At 53.9% G+C, this 18,315-nt stretch carries 10 protein-coding genes; 3 read left to right on the top strand and 7 right to left on the bottom strand.

Annotated features, from left to right (window positions below; all coding sequences use genetic code 11):
- Nucleotides 1-107: 107 nt before the first annotated feature.
- The gene (locus MHI42_RS31070; protein WP_342421682.1) at nt 108-581 is read right to left on the bottom strand and encodes a MarR family transcriptional regulator; all 474 of its coding nucleotides are present in this window, start codon (nt 579-581) and stop codon (nt 108-110) included.
- Between the two features lie 110 nt (nt 582-691).
- On the opposite strand from MHI42_RS31070, the gene MHI42_RS31065 reads away from it, so the two are divergent.
- Complete coding sequence (locus MHI42_RS31065) at nt 692-1,573, top strand: SDR family NAD(P)-dependent oxidoreductase (protein ID WP_342421681.1); 882 nt, start codon at nt 692-694, stop codon at nt 1,571-1,573.
- Nucleotides 1,574-1,970: 397 nt separating this feature from the next.
- Nucleotides 1,971-2,393 (top strand): VOC family protein, encoded by a 423-nt coding sequence (locus tag MHI42_RS31060; RefSeq protein ID WP_342421680.1) that lies wholly within the window; start codon nt 1,971-1,973, stop codon nt 2,391-2,393.
- Nucleotides 2,394-2,461: 68 nt separating this feature from the next.
- Here MHI42_RS31060 and MHI42_RS31055 read toward each other — a convergent pair whose 3' ends face one another.
- The 4 genes from MHI42_RS31055 to MHI42_RS31040 form a co-directional block, all read right to left on the bottom strand.
- Nucleotides 2,462-4,360 carry a DUF2264 domain-containing protein gene (locus MHI42_RS31055; protein WP_342421679.1) on the bottom strand — a complete coding sequence of 633 codons (1,899 nt, stop codon included), beginning with the start codon at nt 4,358-4,360 and terminating at the stop codon, nt 2,462-2,464.
- Between the two features lie 6 nt (nt 4,361-4,366).
- On the bottom strand, nt 4,367-5,503 hold the full coding sequence (locus MHI42_RS31050; RefSeq protein WP_342421678.1) for a glycosyl hydrolase: 1,137 nt from the start codon (nt 5,501-5,503) through the stop codon (nt 4,367-4,369).
- A gap of 600 nt (nt 5,504-6,103) precedes the next feature.
- Nucleotides 6,104-7,918 carry a hypothetical protein gene (locus MHI42_RS31045; protein ID WP_342421677.1) on the bottom strand — a complete coding sequence of 605 codons (1,815 nt, stop codon included), beginning with the start codon at nt 7,916-7,918 and terminating at the stop codon, nt 6,104-6,106.
- Nucleotides 7,919-7,996: 78 nt separating this feature from the next.
- Nucleotides 7,997-9,139, bottom strand: a complete 1,143-nt coding sequence (locus tag MHI42_RS31040) for a DUF2264 domain-containing protein (protein WP_342421676.1) — start codon at nt 9,137-9,139, stop codon at nt 7,997-7,999.
- 115 nt (nt 9,140-9,254) lie between these two features.
- Here MHI42_RS31040 and MHI42_RS31035 point away from each other — a divergent pair, with 115 nt between their 5' ends.
- A complete protein-coding gene (locus MHI42_RS31035) occupies nt 9,255-10,097 on the top strand; it encodes an AraC family transcriptional regulator (RefSeq protein ID WP_342421675.1) in 843 nt (280 codons plus the stop codon).
- A gap of 478 nt (nt 10,098-10,575) precedes the next feature.
- On the opposite strand, the gene MHI42_RS31030 is transcribed toward MHI42_RS31035, so the two are convergent.
- Both MHI42_RS31030 and MHI42_RS31025 read right to left on the bottom strand, forming a co-directional pair.
- Nucleotides 10,576-17,316 carry an immunoglobulin-like domain-containing protein gene (locus MHI42_RS31030; RefSeq protein WP_342421674.1) on the bottom strand — a complete coding sequence of 2,247 codons (6,741 nt, stop codon included), beginning with the start codon at nt 17,314-17,316 and terminating at the stop codon, nt 10,576-10,578.
- A gap of 152 nt (nt 17,317-17,468) precedes the next feature.
- The gene (locus tag MHI42_RS31025; protein ID WP_342421673.1) at nt 17,469-18,308 is read right to left on the bottom strand and encodes a carbohydrate ABC transporter permease; all 840 of its coding nucleotides are present in this window, start codon (nt 18,306-18,308) and stop codon (nt 17,469-17,471) included.
- Between the last annotated feature and the right edge of the window lie 7 nt (nt 18,309-18,315).

Below are 18,315 nucleotides of genomic sequence, written 5' to 3'. Positions count from 1 at the left end.
CGATTTCGTATGCTTACGCACATTATATCGGGAAAGCGGTTACAGGCTCCATGGTCTAACTAGCAAGTTTTTGTAATTAGTAAAGGAGGCACTAAGCCGTCACCAGCTTATAGCCCGTTGAACTGCTTGAGCAGGTGAATGAACTGGTGCAGCTCGTCGTCATTCCATACCGCAGTCCGCCCGAAGAACACGGAACCCTTCTCGTTAAGGGCAGCTATTGTCTGCTGCTGTCCCTGCTCTGTAAGTGAGAGGAGGATGGCCCGCCCGTCATCGGGTGAGGCTTCCCGGCTCACATAACCCAGAGACTCCAGTTGCTTGATTAGACGGCTGACCGCGCTGCGGTCCATAGCCGTTGCTTCCGCAATGGCGGCAGCACTTGCCGGCCCATAGGAATAGAGCCAGCGGACAATATGGAAGGCAGCCGGCTGCAACGAGGAATCGAACCGCGCGGCGGCTTTGACATTCAGCGCATGGGCTGCGCTGATCAGTGCGTTAAGCTGCTCTCCCAGCGCCAGCTCCAGCTGTTCTCTTGATTCAAGCCTTGATTGATTAATGTTTATTGGGCCCTGCTTCATATTCATTCACCTGTCCTTAACTTCAGAAATAACCGCCACCAATATAGTTGACATATATCCATCATATAATTATAGTGGACATATATCAATTATACGTCATTTAAAGGAGAATAACCATGCCTAAACAACCAACCGTTGTCATCACCGGAGCCACTAGCGGACTGGGACAGCTTGTAGCCGTCCAATTGGCGGAAAGAGGCTATGCGCTTGTCCTGACTGCCCGCAGTGAAGAACGTGCTGCGGCTACCAGAACCATCATCGAGGCCCGTCAGCCTGCTGCAAATATCCGTTTTGTCTATGGAGACCTGTCGCTGATGCAGGATGTGAACCGGGTTGGCGCTGAAATTGCTGCCGCCTGCCCTTCCATCGATGTACTTTTGAACAATGCAGGAATCCATGCCTTCGAGCCCCGCACCACTGCCGAAGGTTTGCCGGAGATGATGGCTGTGAACTATCTGGCACCCTGGCTGCTGACGCATAGACTGGAGACTTCACTGCGCAGTGCAGGCAATGCCAGAGTAGTCAACGTAGCCTCAGAGGCTTCGCGCCGTCATGGTGTACTCCGCCTGCCCGGGGACCTAACGGATACTGCTGCTTTTACTGCCCGGGGCTCCTCTCCTGTCTACGGCAAAACCAAACTGCTAAACATCATGTTCACGGCAGAACTGGCCCGGCAATGGGCAGGCAGCGGAATAACAGTAAATGCCCTGAATCCGGGCTTCAATGTAACCGGACTGGGACGCGAGCTGCGGTTCGCTTCTGTGATCGAGCGGATCCTGAAGATTATCCGGCTCGGTGATCCGCGAAGAGGGGCAGAAATTATCACCCGGTTAATCGTGGACCCGTATTATGCAGAGGTAACCGGAGGGTATTTTAATGTGGGAACGGGCAAGTCCATTGTACCGGTATCCCCTGGCGGCGATGAAGCGATGCAGCGCAGGTTGTGGGCAGATACACGGGAGTTGCTGGGGGAGATACTGGTGCAGCATCAGATCTAATGAAGTGAGTTCATTCAACAATGCAGCATCTAAGAGAAAGTATTCAGTTCCAAGTGGAAACTCAGCGATAGTTGTATAATGTACAATTAAAAACAGCGAAAAGGAACGCCTTCATCTTTTAACTGTAATCAGTACAACTAAATCTGCCCGAATCGGAGAAACCATCTACAAATAGCAATTTAATTGCACGAAATACAACTAAACGGATAATCGGTTGTAAATCATATGATTTAGTTGTACAAAGTGCACTTAAGCCTAACTCATATTCTTTAATCGGGTTACTGCAACCCCCCAGCACACGATTGGCGAAAGTGGTTTTCACCAGTTAATATCGGTACTATAGAATAATATAAGTTCACACAAGATGATCTATTACTTGAATTGGAGGGTCTAAGAAATGATTCAGTCTATTATACACATCGCTTTGGTTGTAAAAGATTACGATGAAGCGATAGAATTTTACACAAAAAAGCTGCACTTCACATTAGTTGAGGATACATATCAGCCAGAGCAAGATAAACGGTGGGTAGTGGTTGCACCTCCCGGCTCTGCCGGTACGACAATTTTACTTGCCAGAGCGTCGAAATCTGAACAAGAGCAGTTTATTGGCAATCAGACAGGCGGGCGGGTATTTCTATTTCTGAACACTGACGACTTTTGGAGGGATTATAAGGAAATGGTCACTGAAGGCATCGAATTTGTAAGAGAACCCAAAGAACAAGCCTACGGAATGGTTGCTGTGTTCAAGGACTTGTATGGAAACTTATGGGACTTGCTGCAGATGAATGAAGATCACCCGATTTCCAAACGCATTAGATGAGGTCATATGAGATGCATATAATCAAAAACGGCCGCACCCTCACAATCACGTGAAGATGCAGCCTTTTTCTATTGTATCGGGATAAAAATTTCCGTTCCGCCCGTAGTTTGAACCGTGATGCCATCCTCAGCAAAAGAAACCTGCAGCAAGGCCTCGGGAGATTGCTCCAGAATATTACCGGCCCCGTTCACCTGCTGTGCTGAAGAATCAGCCGATGGATCACCGTAGACGGCCGAAGCCAGCCAGTGAATTCCGGGCTCAAGCGTAGCCGTCAATGTTGGCAGTACCGTCCGGGGACGCAGCAGGTTCGTGTTTGCATTGGGCCAGATGAGCTCTGCCGTTCCGTAACCCATCAGTCCCTTGATTCCGCTGGCTCCCCAAGCTGTAGATACTGCTGTGCCTGAGTTGTCGGTCTGCTGCGCAAGCTCCGTTTCCTGGCCCAGGGCGAACCCGCCTTCTGCGGCGTCAAGTGCCCGGCCTGTCTCGATCCGGTGAACCCGGATATGCCACGGCAGTCCCGCTACAACCCATGTTCTGACCTCCACATTGGCCCAAGGCTTCCAGACAGACCGCAGAACATTGTCCGTAATCTCGGATTCCACATTCCGGCGCCGCACGCGGTACAGATTGTCCCCGCCTTCACTGAGCGCAAGCATGGAGTCGAATGCACCCTGCGACAGCCCCCACTCAGAACGGGGTACGCTGAACCCGAAGCCTGTGGAATAGACGAATTTCTCGTATTTGGCCGAGGTATGGGTATGCTCATTCGTGTACAGGTGGCCGCTGTTGAACGCCGCCACATGACCGGAGGCCGGCTCGCGGACCAGGACAAGATGTGCAGGCTTCTGAACCATAACTGCCGGGATTTCCGGCAGGGGAAGCTCCTCTTCGCTCCAGAACGGATGCTCTTCACCAAGTGCGAGCGGCAGGAAAGTCTTCAGCGCCCAGTAGGGTGAGCCGGGTGCATTATAATTCTCCGCCATGACCAGATTCGGATACGTATATCCGATGGTCAATACGCCTGCCGCATCAAAGATCGGCTGGCTGAACCACCAGCGCAGATTGCGCAGAACGATGCCTTTTACCACACCGGCAGGGAAGCTTTCAACATCAGCATAAGCCAGGGCACTCCAGAACGCAGATTGAGCGAATCGGTATGCCAGGCTGCGCCCGTAAGGAAGCGCGGAGCCGTCCGGGGCGAACCAGCCCAGGAATTCAGCGGCGAACAGCCGGGCGCGTTCTTTGAACAACCGGGAACGCTCTGGGTCCTCCTGCTCCATCAGCTTCGCATAGAGCAGCGAATAGTAATGGATCGCAAACGGTCCATAATAATCGCAGTGTCCGTCAACACCGTCACTGTACCAGCCCTCTCCCAGATAGAATGCATCCATCCGCTGCAGATTGTTCTCCAGCTGCACCGCATCATACGGGCGGCCGATGGTGCGGAACCCAACATTAACAAGTACATTGAAGAACAGCCAGTTGCAATCATAGCAGGGATGCGAGTTTATCTGATTCAGCCAGTTATACAGGTGATCCTGCTCCTGTGGAGCAAGCGGTGCCCAGATCTGCTCCGGAACCGCTGCAAGCGCGAAGCCGAAGGCTGCCATCTCAACCAGACGCTGGTCGTAATCCCTTACATCTCCCCAATATTCTTCATGGGCAGGGTCGGTGCCATGCCGGATGCCCTCCAGCACGATGTCCCGGATTTCGCTGCTTCCGCCTCCGGCGAGCAAGGGGACCAGCCCCCATAATACCCGGGAAAAGCCCTCCATCCCGGCAGTTGCTGCCGGATAGCTCGCTCCGGTTCTGCCGATCTCAAGTCTTGCGCCGCCTTTGCTGTAGAGCGGACGCAGCGGACCCGTTAGCTGTTCAAGAGCGGTCACCAAGTCCTCCCGCGTCTTCAGCGGATTATCTGCAATCCGCGAGGATAATATGTCTGATGCTGCTCTCCCGTTAGTCATCATATCCCCCTACTCCCAGTAGAACGGGCCGGCTTCTTTGATCCGCGCCAGCGCTTCAACATAGAAGAAATCACCGTAGATCAGAGGAACATCGATATTCCGGTTCTCAGGATAGTTGCTTGTACCGTGAAGCAGCAGCCCTTCTTCCTCCGCATTATCCCAGGTCCCATAATTCCGGTAGAGGGATTCCGTAATTCTAAGCGCGCCGTTCCGGTAGACATGTGCCTCCGATTCATCCACCTGGCTCGCCAGCAGCAGCAGGCCGCTCGCCGCGCAAGAACCGGCGGAGCTGTCACGAATCTCACCGATTTCACCGGGAGCCCGGAAATCCCAATGCGGAACCTGATCCTCCGGCAGACGCGTCAGAAAGAAATGGGCAACCTGCTTGGATGCATCAAGGTAGCTCTGCTTGCCGGTATGATGATAGGCCAGCGACAACCCGTAAAGTGCCCAAGCCGCGCCGCGCGACCAGGCCGACTCCGGTGCATAACCCTGTCCGCCGCGCTTCTCTACCACTTCGCCCGTTTCCGGGTTGAAATTGACAATGTGATAGACAGAGCCGTCCGGCCGGATGAAATGCTCCAGTACCGTATCCATATGGGCCTCGGCGATATGCCGGTAACGCGGGTCTCCGGTTACTTCAGAAGCCCAGAAGAGCAGACTGGTATTCATGCTGCAGTCGATAATAGCGACCCCGCTGTTGTCCTCGCCTTCTCTCCATGGATTCCAGGCGCGGATATAGCGGCCTTTGAGGTTGAAGCGGGCAGCCAGATAGTTGGCAGCCTTAAGCGCCCGGACCCGTGATTCCTCTGCGCCCGTGAGCTTGAAGTTGGCTACGCTGGTCAGCAGCCACATGAACCCTAAGTCATGATCCAGCTTCACATAACCATCCAGCACCTCGTCCAGCCGCTGCTCGCAGCATTCGGCAATCGCCTTCAGGCTCTCGTCCCCGCTCCCGGCATAGAGCTGCCAGAGCATGCCCGGCCAGAAGCCGGCTGTCCACCAGCTCGGTGTCTCCAGTACGTACTTGCCGCCTTGGCTGGCATGGGGGAATTCCGCGCCGATTCTCAAGCTGTTTGCTCGCGTTTTCTCCAGTGCCTTACTCCAAGCCTCATCTACCCATGCGTGCTGTATTGTTCCACTCATCTGAATCCCGCCTTTGTTTGAATGATAAGTTCTGATCTATATAAGCTGAACGAAAGATTTCTACGAAAAATTAGCTTTAAATGCGGTAAATGTGGGGATTCCGGGCGGCGTACGCCGTAGCTTTCCCGGCGGCGTGCCCGGCAGCTTCCCGGAGGCGTGCGCGGTAGCTTTCCCGGCGGTGTGTGCGGCAGCTTTCCCGGCGGTGTGTGCGGCAGCTTTCCCGTCGCTGCTATCGCCGCAGAAGTTCCGGGTTTCTCCGCTCTGTTGTTAAATCCTGCATAAAATACAACATTCCCCTCCATAAACCGGCTCAAATCCAAAATTGTTGTACAAAAGGCAACATTTCTTCTCATCCAGGTCGTTTAATGAAGAAATTGTTGTATTTCATACAACAATCCTCCTACACATCCCGATATAGCAGCACCTAAGTTGTATTTCATACAACATTTTGCCCTAGTCCGTCTGAGCACCCGCGATGGACCGGCCGCTTTGTTGGAATCGTCTACTATGCGGGTTATACGCTTTTATATTTCCCCAAGCAGAGAAGCAGTAACTCCGGCGGATGAGATTACCTGGAATTCCGGCCGCCTGATTCAGTCTTCACAGAAATTGAAAAGTGAACGCTAATGTTCCCTCCGCCCCTGGCTGAAGAACATGGAAGTCCAGACTATGCCACAGTGTCTCCTGGCCATAATGATCCCGGTACACATGCGCGGTAATCTCCGGCCGGACTGCTTCCGGATCATAAGTGACCTCAACACCGTGACCCGCCGCAGTGCCCGGCAGCAGTACGCTGCCAGGGTGAAGAAGCTTAGGCCTGCGCCAGGTTACAAACCGTTCCGTCCAGCTCGCCGGAGCTCCCTCATACCGGTAGGTGTCTGTCAATTCCAGACGTGGCAGCTCCTCTTTGTGCCAGACCAGCGAACGCACCAAGGACTGCAAGCCTGACACCGGATAGGCCTGTGCCATCTCCAGTGTCAGCTCATCCTTCTCCGCCGCCGCAGATGCATGCAGCACGGCGGTGCTGAACTCCCGGCCTGCACCCTGATACTGGCCGCTGATGATCGGCACCGAATGTCCCTGTGATCCATTGCAGTCATAGCTGTAACGTCCGGCACCGAAATAATCAGCGGTATATTCTCCGCTGCCCAGATCGGAAGCATAGATCTCTCCCCGGCCGCTTAGAATGAAGTGGCCCAGATCATTATGATTGTGCGGCTCATCATTGTGGCCGGCTTTGGCGGCGAACCCGAAGGAGCCTGCTGCCTGCACATGACGCGAGACAATCCAGGCGGCATCCGGAAGATAATAGCTGGCAGCCTCCCAGGCTTCATTCTCCCGGCCCGCTCTGGTCCAGATCAGATTGCGCAAAGCCGGTGCGAAGCGGCTGCAGTGATCTTCAGTGAACGGTGCGCGCAGAGCGGACGGCGGCCGCAGGACATCCGCATAGGCATCAGCCAGATAATGGGACAAGCCCATATGCACACGTACCTGAGGCACCGAATCCGAGAAATTGGCGACATGACTTTCGTCGATGAAGCATTGTTGCTGGAAACGGGCAATCTGCGATACCTTCTCCTGCTTGAACCAGTCCAGCCTGCCTCCGGTTCTTGCCCGGAGCAGATCGCTATAATAAGTGAAATAGCCAAAGCCATAATTCCAGTAGCCCAGCCCCTCCAGACAAGCGCCGTCGTCCCCGAAGCCTTCCAGATAACAGCTCATGCTGCTCTCTGTCTTCAGCAGAATATCCGTCAGCATGGCCGGTTCCTTCACCAGCAGCAGCGCAGCTGCCCCGATGGAGCCCGCACAGACTGCCGCCCAGTTATGGCGTGATGTCTCCCAGAAATATGGCCCCTGCTCAAGAAAAGGCCGGAAGATTCTGCGCTCTACCTCATGCCGTATCCGGGACTGGAGCAGCAGCGGAAGCCGGTCCCCCAGCAGCAGTAATACTTCACTTAAGGTGAATCCCGTCTCGGAGGAGAACAGGTCAATATGCCGGCTGATCTCAGCAGCGTCATGATCTGCGGGAAGATGGGCCGGAAGACACCAGGTGTACTCATCGCAGATGACCCAGAGGATATCCTCCAGCTTCTCCAGAGCCCCCGTATTATCCGGCTCCAGCAGGCTTAGGAATGCATAAGTATTCAGTCTTCTTCTCCGTTCGAAATAGACCCGCTCATATTCCAGTCTCGAGCCTGTACGCGCAAAAATAGAAAATAGCGTATATGTCAGCGCGGATATAGGCTGACCGTCCAGCCTTTGCGCCTCTGCGCGAATCTCGCTAATGTCTGCCTGTAATACTCCGGATGATAACGCCCGGTTCCAAAACCCAGCCGAATCTCCCAGCGGATAATACAAGCTCCAATCCGCCGGCTTCATGTCCTGCACAATTCCGGTAAGCTCCTGTCTGTTCATGCCCGTTTCCTCCTCCTTATCGGTGCTCCACCTTGATTAGTGCCGCACCTCATAATCGTTAAAGCGGCTGAACACCCGCTATTCCAGCGCATGATCCCGCATGACATTCTCACCGTCTGCTATTCTCAGCGCAGTCCATTTCAGCTCTTCCCCCGACCAAAAGGGATCGGATGGAAGCAGCCCCAGCGGAAGGAATACGGCAGCGCATAAATAGAGGCTGCCCGTATTAATGTAGCTCTCCGCAAGCTCCGGCTGATAGCCATAGATCCCCGGCCGCAGCCAGCCTTTCTCATCCAGCGTACCCGGAGCATTCATGATCCGCTCTATCACGGCAGTCAAAGCGCAGCGTACCTGTGCCGGAGGCAGTGCCTCCTCCAGGAAATGCTGCAGCGCCGCCTGCGACAGCAGCTGAAACGCACCGAAACGGTACACAATCGAGCGACCGAGGAACGGATAGGTGCCGTCCGGTGCAATGCTGCGTTCAAGCACTGAGGCATATCTCTGTGCCCGTTCCATAATCACCGGCTTAAGTGCAGCATATTGCTCCGATTCCTGTTCAAAGATGGCCACGACATCAACCAGCATCGGCTGGATCACGAAGCTGTTGTAATAATCCCAGTGAAAATCCTTGCCATCCCCGTAGACACCATCGCCCTTATACCAGTCCATGAACATATGAACCGCATAACCGACACGCATCCGGTCATAGTCGGCATCGCCCAGTATATATAAAGCCGTTTCCACCATTGCACTGAACAGCAGCCAGTTGCTGCCGCTTGGAGCCGTCCGGCGCGTCTGCTTCAGCGCTGTAATTAAATGGCCTTTGACCCGCTCATCCAGCCGGCCTGTAATCGCTTTCGGTGCGCGCACCAGCGCGTGGGCCAGGAAGGCGGCATCGACCAGCGGCTGCCCTTCCGTCTTGAACTCCATATAGTCAGGCGACTGCGGATCGACAGCTGCACCGATAGCCTCCAGCATCAGCGCGGCATAACGGGCTCTAAGCTGTTCTTCTTCTCCTTCAAGTCCTTCAAGCTCCAGCCAGGGGGCCATCCCGCAGGCCAGTCTCGCAAAAGCTTCCAGATGGGCAAACCGGCTCCGGTCACTATGAAACTCCGTAGGCAGCTGCTCTTTCAGCTGCCGCTTCGCTAAAGCCTCCAGCACCGGTCCCCCGATCAGCAGCATCGTATCCAGCCAGTATTTTCGCTGTTCCTTACCCTTCATCTACAATTCCACCCTTTCAGGTATTCTTCTTCTCTAGTGTAGTGTGGTATTATTGCAATGTCTTTGCGAATAATGATGTTTTATTGCGTTTGTTGCGATCAATCTGAAAGGGGCAATGACTATGAAACATGCCCGTTATCATCAAACATTCAACGGCGATATTCTGGCCGGTATCGGCAATTCCCCAATCTCACCGACAAGGGATTTCCATATTCATGACCACTACGAAATCTTCCTGTTCCTGGGCGGCAGTGTGAACGGGTTCGTCGACCAATACAGCTATCCGCTGCAGCGGGGCAATGTGCTCTTGTTCAACAATCACGAGATTCACAAAATCATCAATTTGTCCCCGGAGCCTTACGAACGGTTGACGATTCATTTCAAGGCGCCGCTTATCTATCCTTTCTGCACAGCCACTACCAATCTGCTCGCCTGTTTCCAGAACCGTCAGCCCGGTGAGCATAATCTGGCCCGCATGGATGAACTGCTGCTTACTGAGTATATGGCACTAGCTTCACTTCTGATTGCAGCACTGGAGAGTGAGCAATACGGGAGCGAGGTGCTGGCTCTAACTTACCTGATTCAAATTCTCGTAATCGTCAATGAGCTGTACAGCCAGACCCGTTCTGCCGTCCCCAGCATTATTTCCTCACATATTCAATCGGCCATGAGCTACATCGACAACCACCTGCATCTGAACCTCTCGCTCGAGCACATAGCCGGGGAGTTGAACGTCGATAAATACTATCTCAGTCACCTGTTCAAGCAGCAGACCGGCGGAACCATCTACCGTTATGTCCTGCTCAAAAAAATAGCCTTATCCAAGCAGCTCTTGGCCGCCGGAAACTCCGTATCCGATACCTGCTACCTGTCCGGCTTCAATGACTACGCCAACTTCATCCGCACCTTTAAGAACATCACAGGCATCCCGCCCGGTAAATATGGTAAAAAAAGCTGAGGGCCCCCTTATGACGAGCACTCTATTGAACTAAGGGTACGCTGGCTGGCGGAATTAGTGGGATTTATCCCTCTGATTTCCTCGTTCTGCCCACTTCTGGTGGATTCAGTGGGATTTATCCCTCTGATTTCCTCGTTCTGCCCACTTCCGGTGGATTTAGTGGGATTTATCCCTCTAATATCCTCGTTCTGCCCACTTCCGGCGGAATTAGTGGGATTTATCCCTCTAATATCCTCGTTCTGCCCCACTTCCGGTGGATTTAGTGGGATTTATCCCTCTAATATCCTCGTTCTGCCCACTTCCGGTGGATTTAGTGGGATTTATCCCTTTCATTTCCTCATTTCCGGCCAAACAGGCCGAATCTGATGTATTTATCCCTCTAATCCTACGGGTGTCTAGAAATTGAGGGCAAATTTCACATTCGTATAAAAAACCTGACAGCCCGCTTCCCGCAGCTGCCAGGTTCTTTGAGTACCTCTTACAAATCTCCCAGCAGATTAGCGATGACTTGCGCACTCTCGGCGCGGGTCATGCTCTCCTGCGGAGCGAATTGCTGATTGCCGCGGCCCTTGATCAGCCCCGCCTGTCCGGCGATGCCGGCTGCGTTCTTCGCCCAGTCATGAATCAGGAAGTAGTCACTGAACGCTCCTGCAGCTATATCCTGGCTTGCCTGACTTGCATCGCTTGCATTGCTTGCATCGCTTGCATTGCTTGCATCGCTTGCATTGCTTGCATTGCTTGCCTGGCTTCCCTGCAAATACTCATAAGCGCGGACGATCATGACCGCCATTTCCTCACGGGTAATGCGCTCATCCGGAGCGAAGGCATCCTTGCTGCGTCCGAGCACGATCCCCGCTTCATTTACAGTGGCAACAGCTCCGGCATACCAGGATTTGGAATCCACATCAGCAAATGCCGGTGTGCTTCCCGCCTTAAGGCCAAGCGCACGTGTAATCATAGCGGCGAATTGCGCCCTGGTTACTTCACCTTGCGGATTGAATTCAGTAGCCGAAATGCCCTCGATAATATGCTTCGCAGCCATGGACTTAATAACACTGTTCGCCCAGTTACTGCTGCTGACATCCGCGAAGCTCTTGTCATACTCCAGTACTGCATACTGGCTGAAATGCTGTACATCGGCAGTAAACTTACCGTCAGCCAGTGTTCCGCCCATGTATTCAAGGGCACCGCTGGCAGCAATATAGTAGACGCCGAGCAGGCTGCGGTTCGCATTAGGATCTACAATGAATGTAAGGGTCAGCGGCTTGTCAAAAGCGGTTACCGGCACGGCCGTGCCGTCCGCAGCAACTACCTCCAGACTGAAGCTGATTACATCACTTGCCGCCGATAGCTGAACAGAACTGTTGACAGCCGGATTGTTCATCAGCTGCTCCGCAGCAGCCTTCGCAGTCTTCACGGCTGAAAGCTTAATTCTCGCCCCCTCCGGTTGTCCTCCTACACCCGCAACCTTCTCCTGAATGCTCTGCAGCACTTCCGGTGTCAGGTCGACCGCAACCGTACTCCAGGCGAGACGCAGGGTATTCTCTCCTGTAATTCCCGATATTCCTGCCGGAAGCAGCACGGATTCTGTAGCATCACTGAGCTGAACCGTTATTGTCCCGCCTGCCGGAGCCGCGAAATCACCAGCGGCAAGAACTTTCTCGGTCTGCGGCTGCGGCGCCGGTGACGGCGTAGCCGCTGGTGTTGGTGCTACCGTAGACACTGGCGCATCCGTAGGGGCCGGTGTTGCCGTTGGTGCAGTTGTCGGCTCCGGTTCCGGCGTCGGCGTAGGTGTTGGTGTCACCGGCGGCTGTTCTGCTTCGCCTACAGTCACCGTCCGGGTCACCTCAGCAGCGGCGTTGCCTGCTGTATCCGTCACATTATAATGGTACAAATAGGTGCCAGCTGCCGATGTATCCAGCGTTAATACTGACTCCCCATCCTTCGTAATCGTCGCCACGATACGCTCCGTAATGTCTCCGTCGCGGTCATCTGCCGCAGTAGCTCCGGCATCGGTATAGCTTGCGCCATTCTCCAGTTGAACGGATGCCTCCCCAAGCAGGGTTATCACTGGCTTCGTTACATCCGGATCAATGGCAACCACTACGGTTCTTGTTACTTCCTCCGCTGCATTCCCTGCGGTATCACTGACATTATAATGAAAGGTATAAATATCCTCTACCGCCGTATCCAGCTCTGTCAGGCCATATACTTCACTGGTCACTGTTGTAACGATACGGCCAGTTATATCGCCGTCCCGATCATCAACAGCCGTAGCTCCGGCATCCGTATATTCCGAGCCAACCGGCAGATTAACTGTTGCCTCGCCATTCAGGGTAATCACCGGCAGAACCGTATCCGGTACCGGCAGCGTAATTGCTCCGCTGGCCGAGCTATCCGCCTTCGCCTCTCCCTTGCTCAGCGTAACCGAGAAGGTGAAGCTGCCATCCGTGTCGTCTGTTGCTTCCTGGAACGGAGACAGGATGATGTCACCCATGGTAACCCCGGTTTCACTGAAGCCGGGCAAACCGCCGATGGTCTGCTCCAGCCAGGCAAGAACAGCCTCTTCGCTGTTTGCCGTTTCCTTCCCTACATTGTAGGCCGCGCCTTCAATGATGCTCTTCGCCTCATGGACAGCCTGCTCATTGGCAACGCTGACCTTGTCTCTGGCTACAGCTACATAGCTGATTACCGCAGCCTGACTGAACGTATTGTACACTGAATAGGTCACGGTACCGTTCACCGGCAGCGTGAAGTCATGATTGACTGCGGTACCCGCAGGACCTGCAACCAGGCCGGTACGAACCTTTTCAGATACGGCTTTTCCTTCTGCATCAGCATAACTCAGTGTAATATCCATCGTCCGGCTGCTGTTGTTCCACCAGTCCAGATGATAGGACGTAATCGTATATTTGCCTGCATTCAGAGGCAGCTTGTAGACCAGAGGCGTATTCTTCGTATTCAAGCTGTATACCCCAGTCTGGGCTTTGTCTGTAGCAACTACTGCTCCGCCAAGTCCCTTTGGACTGTAGTTTGCCGTAATATTGGTATGTCCCCAGACCGTATCCCCTGTCGACAACTGATCCGCCTTGTCATTCAGCAGGCTGTCCCCGACGAAATTCCTGATGGTTGTAAATGGCGGTGTTACCCCGTCAGCGGAGACACCAGGGTCCAGGAAATATACGAGGCCAGCAGGTACCACTTCCACATACGCTGTTGTCTTCAAATTTCCGAAAGTACCAGTAACAGCTACCCGCTCATATGGAGTGTCGAAGCTGACTGCGTCTACATTCCATTTCACAGCCACCTGCACCTTGCTGCCGTCAGCGCGCGTTGCTTCCAGCTTGGCCGGCAGGTTAGGCTTCTTCCCGGCATAAGCAGCCGTATCCTGAGGAGCGGCAAGTTCTCTCACATCGCCTACAATCAGCCCGATATAGGCTGAGGTCAAGCGCGCTTCAAGCTGCGCGGCCCCTTCCTGATCCAATCTGTACAGCACAGGATTATTCAGTGCTGCCTCGGCTGCACCAAGTGCATCTGCGAACAACTTCCAGTCACTCTCCGGGAATTCATCCTGCCGGGTGATTTCCTGCGCGTCCTTCACCGCCTGCTGAAGCGCAGCAGTGTTCACGTTACCTGCAGCTCCACCGGCGATAACCCCCACAGAATCCACAGCTAATGTCCCGCTCAGCACCTTGATCTGGACCGTGTGCTCTCCGTATTCCAGCCCGCGGAGCATGAAGGTCTGGTACAGCTCCTTCGATGCCGCAGCAGTTCCCGAGAGCACTACAGTCCGGCCGTCCACGCTCGCTTCCAGCTTGGCTGAGCCGTCGTTCTGGCCCAGAATATCGAGTCCGGTGCCGGTAAATGTGTATTTCAGCACCGCACCCGCAGCCTGACTGGTCGAAAGGGAACGCTGGTACACATACATCCCTTTGCCATTCTCATGGGCCCACGCACCTTCGTAAACCAGCTTGGCACCCGGAACCGCAGCCAGATCGTACATCTCCAGATTATCCAGCAGCTCAGAATAATAAGGAGTATAGCCGTCTACCTTCTCCACCTTAAGATTGTCGAAGCGGACATGATAGAAGCCGCTGGCCAGCTGTACGCGTCCCGACAGCTTCGGATCCGGGTCGGTATAGGTTGTAAGCTCAACATGATCCAGATAGGCAGTGATTCTATCACCTGCAACCTGAAGAGCAATGTTATGCCATGCGTCATGTGCGGTGTCGTAACCCTCAAGCTTCACACCGCCGGTGCCTGTAGCGGCATTGCCGCTGGCGACAACTGTGCCGCTGGAGAGCAGCTGCCAGCCGCCGTCGAACCAGAACTTCAGCGCATATGGTGTTCCGCTTAGCGTCTGCGAGCCGCCCTGATAGCGGGCTCCGACTGCCGCGTAATTGTTGCCGCTGTAAGTGCTGTTCTGTTCAAAAGACACATCGGCGCTGACCTTATAGTTGGTCCAGCGGTTATCACCGATTGCTGTGACCGGGTCTCCGCCGTTCCAGGCACCGCCAACGCCTGTTGTAATCTGGTCCAGCTGCTGGCGCAGGACATAATTATCCGTATCGCCGATACGATACCCCTCGAAGGCTCCGTTAAGGTCCTGGGTATAACGCGGAATGACGCTCTGCTCACCGCCGCGGGAGCTGACATAGCTCTGCTCGCCGGCAATCACACCCCCTTTGCCGATGACAGGAACAGTTTTGCTGCCGTAATTGAAATCATCCGCATACAGAATTCCGTCTTCCGTATTCTGCACGGAACCTGTTGCATCGGTATCCAGCACTGTACGCTCTCCCTCAACCGGAAGGGCTGCTGGCGACTCCGCTGTGGCGTGGTTATCCAGCGTGCTTACAGTTACAATCGAGAACGGCTTCACTCTCACCGTGTATACACCGCTGCCGTCTGCAGCCGCATCGCCTAGATATTTCATATAATTGCTGTTAAAAGCCTGACCCTCATCAGCTGCACGGGTCTCCCATACTTCCAGGGAGGGGTTTCCTGTATAGCCCATGTTCACCGCCTGAAGCTTGTAGATCTTCTCATACTCGCTGTCATTGATGATGACTGTCGAGAAATCCTGCTTGCCCGGAGCAGCAAGTGTCATGTAGCTCGGAGACCCGTTCCGTCCGCTGACAGGGTTCGTGCCGGATGCTCCGGTGTAGCTGGCCTTGGGCACCGCTCTCCAGACTCCTGCTGTATTATCCCCATTCTCCCAGCCCGTCTTGGCAAAACCGTTGAAATGCTGGAGAATAACCAGCCCTGCGTCATAGTGTATGAAGCCCGACCACGGGTCCCGCGCGCTGACCAGCTCCTTGAAGGAATACTGTCCGCCTTCATAGAAAGAGCCGATCGCCGGCTGGTAGATGAAGTGTGTCCGGCGGGAATTCACGAAGCCTTTAATGATGGTATTGCCCATCTCCAGCGGACCGCCGGTGCCTCCGATCCCCGTTCCGCTCGCTGACGGGTCCTTCATATTGTTGTTCGGGCGGAAGGCCGAGTTGCTGAAGGTCGCCTGCGCCTCACTGTTCCAGATTTCCTTGTCGAATTCTTCGGCCAGCCGTTTGAAGTTGCCTTTGCTGTCATCATCGGTGTTGTAATGATATCCGGCGGCCGTTACCGCCTCCCGCAGCGAAAGATCGCTGACCATAGCATCGCCGAAGGTGCCGATTCCGACCTCGTCGGAGATAATGAGCTTGATGTTGTGATACAGAGCCTCCTCCTCCGTGCTCTCGAAGCCTACAGTATCCGCTTTAACCTTGGCGCTGTATTGCTTGATCCAGTTCAAATCTGATGCATGCTCATTGACATCGGGATTGACGTAATCGACCATATAACCGTATTCACGGTAAGCGGCCAGAATCGTATTTTTGTACCAGGTATATATTTTGTCGTTGTTATTATTGGCCCAGGCCGGAGCATTCCAGCGCAGGAAGCTTACCTTAACCGCAGGATTGATGGCCTTGGCATCGGCCGCAAGCTGGAAGCCGGGATGCCGGGTTACATTGGCCTCTTCATTCTCCGTACGCATCGTCGAAGGGTCGGGACCTGTCGAGTTGTTGCGGTCATTCCCCATCTCAATCTTGACATGGTCGATCAGCGGACGGTCGCCGCCGAACAGGACCTGCAGCAGCTGCGCATAAGCCTCTGGCTGCTCAGACTTATAGTCCATCAGCAAGGCGCTGGTACTGTTGCCGCTCAGCACGCCGAAGCCTTTGAACGTCAGGCCGTTAACATTGTCTTCCTTAATATCGTTGCCGTCGAGCAGAACTTTGACCGTAGAGGCTGCGGTCTGCCGGGCATCATCAAGCTCTTGCTTGATCGCACCTTCGGCAACAGCGAACCAGCTCAGGATCGGCTTCTCACCGGATACAGAAGCATTGGTCAAGGTCATAGGACTGCTAACATCAATATCTGCGGGAATCGAGAATTCACCGGAAATAAGCTGCGTTGTTTGGGTATTGAACTGTGTAAACGAGATCGTGCGGGCTTCTCCGGCGCTGTTCTTATACTCCAGCCGGGGCTGTATTCCCCGGTCGCGGCTGCCGTACCAGTCATAGAAGCCACTGCTGAGCGTATAAGCACCAGGTTGAAGCGCTTTCAATTTATAAACGATATTAGCGCCGGACGGATCTGCACGCAGCCCTACCTTCCATATGGACGGTTCCGTCGCCGGATCGGCAAGTCCCCCGTCTTTGGAGTTCTTTACCTTATTGCCGGTATCATCGAAGCCCCAATCCGTTGTTCCGCTGACATATTTCTGATCCGGTAACCCGTTAAGCAGGCTGCCGCTGGATAATATTTTGACCGCCTCGTACAGGGGAGAGGCTCCAGGAGGATTCCCCAAGGAATCGCCGCCTCTGCCGCTGTCCACGAAGTAGACGAGCGGACTATCGGCCGGCGGAATCACTTCCACATTCGCCACCACCGGCCCGCCGTTCGCGGTTCCGTTCACGGTTACGGTGTCATACGGCACATCGAAGGTGTCTTCGCCGATGCTCCAGTTCACAGCCGCAGTCTGGCCGCCAACATCAACGCTTGCCGGCAGAGTCGTACCTGCCGTTGTCTTTGCCCCCATATAGGCCGCTGCATAGACCGTATTTACAGTAGCAGCAGATGCTGCCGGCATACCTAGTGCCGGAAACATTCCGGCTACAAGTGCTCCTGACATTAATACTGAGAATAGCCTTTTCTTGACACGGGTTGTGCTGTTCATTCATTCATCCTCCTCTTCTTCAAATAAGTAAGCGTATCCATTGCGTTGTTAGAAGAATAATGTCTTGGACAGACTTTTGCCTTACCTCCATGATTGGTTATAAAAAACCCGGCAGCCACGAAAAGATGCAACTGCCAGGCGCGTTACTTGTTCTAGCCTTTAATCCCCGATGCTGCAACACCTTGCACGAAGTACTTCTGCAGGGCCAGGAATACAATCACTACCGGAATGATAGAAACTACACTTGCTGCCATGATCAGCCCGTACTCCGCAGAATATTGCGAGATGAACATCCGCAGACCGATCTGAATGGTCTTAAGCTTCGTATCTGTCAGATAAATCATTGGCCCCAGGAAGTCATTCCAGGTGGCAACGAAGGTGAAGATGGTGAGTGTGGATAACGCCGGCTTGGACAGCGGCAGCATGATTCTTGCCCAGATGCCGTATTCACTGAGTCCGTCGATCCGGGCGGCTTCACACAATTCATCAGGTACTCCCTGATAGAACTGGCGCATCATGAACACACCGAATGCCGAGAACGCCTGCAGCAGAATGATCGCCAGGTGGGTATTGTTCAGTCCCATGTAACGCATCAGGATGAACTGCGGTACCATGTAGGCCTGCCAAGGGATCGCAATTGTCGCGATATAACCCAGGAAGATAAAGTTCTTGCCCCGGAAATGCAGCTTCGAGAACGCATAGGCCGCGAAGCTTGAAGTCAGCAATTGCAGAATCGTTACGATAATCGATAATTTCGCAGTGTTAAAAATAAACCGTCCGAGCGGAATCCGCGTCCAGATATCCGTGAAATTCTCCCAGCGCGGATTCGCCGGAATCCACTGCATCGGGAAGGAGAAGACATCCTTGTTAAGCTTGAGCGAGGAGGACAGCATCCATATATACGGAACCAGCATCGCCAGCACGGTCGCAAACAACAAAACATACACAAGAACCATAAGGCTGATTCTAAGTCCTTTACTTTTTCCAACCATATCTTTT

This window comes from Paenibacillus sp. FSL E2-0178 (assembly GCF_038593005.1).
Taxonomy (GTDB): Bacteria; Bacillota; Bacilli; order Paenibacillales; family Paenibacillaceae; genus Paenibacillus_AQ; species Paenibacillus_AQ phytohabitans.
The sequence above is the reverse complement of the archived record's forward strand: the minus strand, read 5'-3'. Positions and strand labels throughout refer to the sequence as shown.